Source organism: Oleiphilus sp. HI0117 (assembly GCF_001635235.1).
Genome location: NZ_LWGA01000634.1, coordinates 1 through 6,387 on the forward strand (window position 1 = coordinate 1; position 6,387 = coordinate 6,387).

6 protein-coding genes are annotated in these 6,387 nt (G+C 44.2%); 3 read left to right on the forward strand and 3 right to left on the reverse strand.

Annotated elements, in window-relative coordinates; all coding sequences use genetic code 11:
* A partial coding sequence (locus A3757_RS07645) for an aminotransferase class IV (RefSeq protein WP_197469930.1) occupies positions 1–364 on the forward strand: 364 nt, incomplete at its 5' end.
* 299 nt (positions 365–663) lie between these two features.
* On the opposite strand, the gene A3757_RS07650 is transcribed toward A3757_RS07645, so the two are convergent.
* Positions 664–1,920 (reverse strand): DEAD/DEAH box helicase, encoded by a 1,257-nt coding sequence (locus A3757_RS07650; RefSeq protein WP_068509505.1) that lies wholly within the window; start codon positions 1,918–1,920, stop codon positions 664–666.
* A 201-nt stretch (positions 1,921–2,121) separates the two neighbouring features.
* On the opposite strand from A3757_RS07650, the gene A3757_RS07655 reads away from it, so the two are divergent.
* Positions 2,122–2,565: a DUF3010 family protein gene (locus A3757_RS07655; RefSeq protein WP_068509463.1), complete on the forward strand. Its 444-nt coding sequence runs from the start codon at positions 2,122–2,124 to the stop codon at positions 2,563–2,565.
* Between the two features lie 176 nt (positions 2,566–2,741).
* A complete protein-coding gene (locus tag A3757_RS07660; protein WP_082865154.1) occupies positions 2,742–4,352 on the forward strand; it encodes an ABC-F family ATPase in 1,611 nt (536 codons plus the stop codon).
* Between the two features lie 17 nt (positions 4,353–4,369).
* Here the strand turns inward: A3757_RS07660 and A3757_RS07665 are convergent, their stop codons facing one another.
* Both A3757_RS07665 and A3757_RS07675 read right to left on the reverse strand, forming a co-directional pair.
* A complete protein-coding gene (locus A3757_RS07665) occupies positions 4,370–5,194 on the reverse strand; it encodes a DUF2971 domain-containing protein (protein ID WP_068509459.1) in 825 nt (274 codons plus the stop codon).
* Between the two features lie 265 nt (positions 5,195–5,459).
* The coding region (locus tag A3757_RS07675) for a Tim44 domain-containing protein (RefSeq protein WP_197469933.1) at positions 5,460–6,387 on the reverse strand (928 nt) is incomplete at its 5' end.

The window sequence follows — 6,387 nt, forward strand, 5'->3', positions numbered from 1 at the left end:
TGCAGCAAACTTCATTCTGATTGATGGAAACGAGATCATAACTAAGGCCTTGGATAGTTCTTTCTTACACGGCATTACTCGTGACTCAATATTAACGATTGCCCGCGATATGGGAATGACCGTGAGCGAACGTGATTTCACGGTAAGTGAATTGATTGAACGCGCACAAAAGCCAGGTACCGAAGCCGCGCTTTCTGGTACTGCCGCAGTATTAACGCCTGTTGGCACCTTAATTCATAATGATGAAGAAATTACAGTAGGTTCTGGTGAGGCAGGTGAAACCACCTTAAAACTTCGCCAGGCACTAAATGATATTCAATGGGGTAAGGCAGAAGATAAGTTTGGCTGGTTGCAGAAAGTCTAAGCCTTGATCATTGCGATGTAATATCGCATTGCGAAAAAGACGCGTATTGAACTGTTTCCTGTGTAGGGGATAAGTTGGTACGCGTTTTTTATATCATCCCACAGATGGGATAAACCTTTTCTCCCCATTTGGCCTCTTTTTAGCACTTCTAACTTGACTTGTGACCAGTGGTCACGGTTAAATAACTACCAGTTACTTATCTTATTTAGGCAAGGCCTTTCCTAATAAGCTGTGTTAGAACATCAAAGCGACTAGCGGTTTATCTCAACGCTAGGTTTTGACACAGCTCCTTTTTCCTCTTACTTTCGTTTCTTACCGTACGCTCTATCTTTTCGACGTTTCTTCTGAGCGGTGCGGGAATTCTTTTTCGATGTTTTAACTTCTTTTGTTAAATCAGGTTCATAGCCGGGTAACCACTGTTGCGGCAAACGTTCATCAAGCACGGCTTCAATTTCTTCTAGTAAATACTCTTCACCTAAGCTTAACAACGATATTGCCAGGCCTTCTTGGCCAGCTCTGCCGGTGCGCCCTATGCGATGAATATAATCCTCCGCAACGTAAGGTAGTTCGTAATTGATGACATACTTGAGCTGGTCAATATCCAGCCCTCGAGCAGCGACATCCGTTGCAACTAAGGCGCGTAGTTTGTTTTGCTTGAAGTCTTCCAGTGCACGCTCACGAGCGCCTTGAGACTTGTCACCATGAATAGCTGCCGTCTTGAGCCCATCCTTGATCATTTCTTTGGAGAGCTCGTCAGCGGCTTGCTTGGTGCGTGTAAAGATGAGTACCTGCTGCCAATTTTTAGAGCCAATTAAGTAAGACGTTAATTCGCGCTTGCGATCCTTGTCGACGGTGTAGACCATTTGTTCAACTTTCTTAGCGGCGGTATTGCGAGCATCGACTTCAATGAGCTTGGGGTCTTTTAATAATTTTTTGCTCAGATCGAAAATAGCCTGATCGAAGGTTGCAGAGAATAGCAGGGTTTGCCGCTGTTTAGGCATGCCCCTCAAAATACGATTTATATCATTAATGAAACCCATGTCTAGCATACGGTCTGCTTCATCAAATACTAGGAACTCAATGTGATTTAAGTCGATACACTCCTTCATGAGCAAGTCGAGTAAACGTCCAGGTGTAGCCACCACAATACTCACCCCCTTTTTGATAGCTTGTATTTGTGGGTTCAAGCTAACGCCGCCATAGGCGATAGCTGACTGAATATTTGTGTTGTGGCTGTAAGTATTTATGCTATTGAATACTTGTAGTGCTAATTCTCGTGTAGGTGTTAATACTAAGGCTTTGGGTGACTGGCAGGAGCTTTCTTCAATGTTGTCATTAATTGGCTTAAGGGTGTTTTGAGCATCAATAAGTTTTTGAATAATGGGAAGGGCAAAGGCTGCGGTTTTGCCCGTACCGGTTTGTGCCCCAGCCATCACATCGTGGCCGGCGAGAACTTCAGGAATAGCTGCTTGTTGGATAGGCGTTGCGTCAAGGTAGCCGAGCTCAAGCAGATGAGTCAATAATTGAGGGGAAAGACCTAGGGTTTGAAAGCTCATGGATATCTCGATTATTGATAGTGGGAAAATGGCGTGCAGTGTAGCGGCTTTATCTTGAACTTGATATATGACACCGCTAGGCTGTTTAATTCCGGGCTTTACTTGATCTGTCATGAAATCTATACGCCAACAGCTATTGATCATTTCATTAGCGTGCAGATTTACCTACAATGCAGCCATTCCTAATATTGAGATTTAGTTATGAAAGTATGTGGTGTTGAATTAAAGGGTAGTGATGCGATTATTTGTCTCTTGTCCATGGATGATGAGATATTCGATATCCCTGACTGTCGCGTAAGAAAAGTGACGCTAGAGAAGAGCCATAGTCTAAAGTACTTTCAGGCTACGTTTGCCAAACTGATGACAGACTATCAAATAGATACCGTAATTATTCGAGAGAGACCGACAAAAGGTAAGTTTGCCGGTGGTGCGATTGGTTTCAAAATGGAGGCTGCAATTGAACTGATTGATGGAGTCGATGTTCGCTTGATAACCCCAGTTGATATCAAAGCAGCTGTTAAGAAAAACCCTATCCCGGTACCTTTTGAAGAAACAGGCCTGAAAGTGATGCAAGAAGCCGCATTTACTACAGCTTATGCCTACCTTATGCGTAGACATTATGGTGTGGATGCAGAACAGGAGTAACGGCCAGGCTTACTTCGACAGTCTTGTATGTTTTATAGTCAATTTGTCTCGACTTTCTAGCCCCAAGTCTTTATAGTTCGCGCCCCTTTGTGCTTAAGCTTCTGTCACTCTTTGCTAAAACCGATTGAAAGACATTCAAGCTGAGCCTCTCACCTTCAAATACCTAGGACGCTCTCTTGATTTCTACCGCTAATATCACCATGCAGTTTGGTGCTGAACCTTTGTTCGAGAACATTTCAGCTAAATTTGGTAACGGTAATCGCTATGGTTTAATCGGGGCTAATGGTTGCGGTAAATCAACCTTTATGAAAATCCTGAGTGGTGAGTTAACACCAACGTCCGGTAACGTTTCTATAACACCAGGTGAAAAGGTCGGTGTACTAAGCCAGGATCAGTTTGCCTTCGAAGAGTACAGCGTTGTCGATGCAGTGATCATGGGTGATGTTGAGCTGTGGAAAGTGAAACAAGAGCGTGATCGTATCTACAGCCTACCTGAAATGTCTGAAGAAGATGGCATGAAGGTCGCTGAATTGGAAACGCAATTTGCGGAGATGGACGGCTACAGTGCGGAGAGTCGAGCCGGGGAAATATTACTATCAGCGGGTATTGCTGAAGAATTCCACTTTGGTTTGATGGCACAAGTTGCACCAGGTTGGAAGTTAAGAGTGTTATTAGCTCAGGCTTTGTTCGCGAACCCTGATATTTTGCTTTTGGACGAACCGACCAACAACCTGGACATTCATACCATTGAGTGGCTCGGTACGGTTTTGAATGAGCGAAAATGTACGATGATTATCATCTCGCACGATCGCCATTTCTTGAATTCTGTGTGCACGCATATGGCGGATATCGATTATGGCGAGTTACGTATTTACCCGGGCAACTATGAAGCCTTTACGGCAGCCTCAACACTAATACGTGAGCAACTATTTGCCGAGAATGCTAAAAAGAGTGCCGAAATTGATGAGCTTCAAGCCTTTGTTAACCGCTTTTCAGCCAATGCGTCGAAAGCTAAACAAGCCAGCTCTCGTGCTAAAAAGCTAGATAAGATAACGCTAGATGAAGTCAAATCGTCTAGCCGTTTAACACCTTCCATTAGTTTCAAGCAAGATAAGAAATTGCATCGCCAAGCCTTGGTGCTGGAAGACTTAGGTCATGGCTTTGACGGTGAGACACTCTTCTCGGGTGGTGACCTGATTCTAGAAGCGGGCGCAAAGCTTGCGGTGATTGGTGAGAACGGGGTGGGGAAGTCAACTTTCTTACGTTGTTTGATGAATGAGATTCAAGCCAATACGGGTGAAGTAAAGTGGGCTGAAAATGCCGTATTAGGCTACTGCCCGCAGGACAGCACGAAAGATTTCGACAGTGACCTAAACCTCTTTGACTGGATGTCTCAGTGGCGTACTGCAAAGCATAACGATTTAATGGTTCGCGGTATGTTAGGTCGAATGCTCTTTACCGAAGATGACGTTAACAAGAAAGCCAAAGTCTGCTCAGGTGGTGAGAAAAACCGCTTGTTGTTTGGCAAGTTAATGATGCAGGACCTAAATATTCTGATTATGGATGAGCCGACCAACCACATGGATATGGAAGCCATTGAAGCTCTGAACGAAGCGCTTAAAAACTTTGATGGCACTTTGATTTTTGTTAGCCACGACCGAGAGTTTGTCTCATCACTGGCAACACGCGTCATCGAAATTAAAGACCAGGGCTTGATAGATTTTCAAGGCACTTACGAAGAGTATATGGCTAACCAGGAAGCAGCTGAGCAAGTTAAGGTCGCTTAGTTCAAGTTGACTTTATCTCAATCAATGGCTGTGCGATGGAGTATATATTGGCCGGGGTCCAGCCGGCACTCCATAAGCTCAGCATGTCGGTAGCGTAAGTCAGTGCTCAAGAGGTTAACGAGCGCTTTTTTTAGTTCCGCTGTCATATTTGCCCCGCAGGTGACGGACTTGATCACCGTATTGGGGATTTTATGAAGGTGAATACTGAGTTCATCGACGTTTATGAGCTTGTCACTCACTGATGCCGGCCGTAATAAGCGCCACTCTTGCTCATGAGAAAAGTGTTCACTACGGTGAAATAGTGAAATGAAAGGATGTGAGTCTTTCAGCTTTAACGGACGCTCTGCACTATACTTCACTGGCTGAAACATTTGAGGGGCATCTCGGTATTGAGGGGCGGTAAAAAACTCATGAGTTTGGTCTAGTTCGATGACCATACCTCGGTGATTAGCCGCTTGATACTGCCAGAGTAGCGAGTTATCTGCTCTTTCAGATAAGCATAGCAGTGTTAGATTTTTCTGTTGTTTAGCCGACACTGTACTCACTTGCGGTACAGAACGTTGTCTTATTTGTGCTTCAATACTGGCTCGTTTGCTTTGGGATTGTTCTTCAAAATACTCAAAGCTCATCAGGCTTGATAAAGACTCTGGTAGCGCCGCGAATTGAGCTTTCAATTCAACTCTGAACTCTTCATCTGAAACAGCGATTGACCCATCAGGCTGATGATTAAGGGCTTCATTGCTAACGAATGGGTCCATCAATGATGAGGCTTCTAAGAAAGGTAGCTTCCCTTCTCGCAACCACGTTAAGCCTTTCTCGCTGCAGTATAAAAACAGGCTCACTTTCTACCTTTATAAGCGTATTATATTTAATGAAAAACCAAAGGGTCAGTTTAAAGTTTCAAGCACTAAAGCAAAGCAGAATAGCATAATCGTCGGGATGAAAATAACTGTAAGTTGTTTCCATCGTGGCCATTTATCAGCCTTTATAAACGCCACCAGGCATGAAATTAAAAATACGATCAGCACTAAAATTCTAAACATAAAGATCCTATGGCAGTTGTATGTAAGCTGCTTTTATGGTCAGGAAGTTGTTAGAAACTATAGCTTAGTTTTCGATTCCTACGATTAACCAAGGCGCATTGTTATCGCGGGTGTCTCTGGTTAAGTGCCAAAGATCTGTAATATCCTCTTCAACTCCTTCGGTTTCATCACTATAGCGCCCACTAAACTGAATGCTTAGCTCTGCCAAGCCTGCTGATTGGTCAGCTCTGACGATCTGGGCATCAATAAACAGCACATTCGTGTGCTGTTCACCTTCAAGCGCTGCACGTTCTTCTTTTAAATGGGAAAACAACTCTGAGCTAACGTACTCCTCAATTTTACTTAGATCATTCTCATTCCAGGCTAGCTGGATGGTACGGTAATGCTCACGAGCGCCGGCCAAAAAATTGTTGATATCAAAGTCTGCAGGCAGGTTATAAGGTACATCATTATACGAACCAAACCCTGAAGTTTGCTCTTCATTAAAGGTAGCATCGTTGTTCTGGTTAGCTGTTGGCTGATTGCCGGAAGATGACTGAGGAAACTGACCCGCCAAGAACTTGCTTGGTTGGGCGTCTGTTTGGCTCTCTTGTCTGAATTGATTTGTAGAATAAGCTGGTTGAGGCTCCATGGAGGCTGCTTTAGCTTGCATCATACCTTTAAATAAGCGAATCAGAATAAAGGCCACCAAAGCGAGCAGAATTATATCCATGATTTGAATGCCTTCAAATGCTCCACCCATTAAAGCTGCAATTAAGCCACCAGCGAGAAGGCCACCCATTAAACCTTTCGCCATACCGCCCTTGGCCGGCGCTTTCTGTTTTGCAGCTCCTGAATTATTTGGCGCAGCTTTTTTAGCAGGAGAAGGCTTGGTTTGAAATAGCTTTCCAAACGACTTTCCGCCGCCGAACTTTTTGGCATCGACGTGCGTGGCGTTTAAAGCTAGTGCAAACAGCACAGGTAGCATGAGCCAGAATTTTTTCATGTGTGAT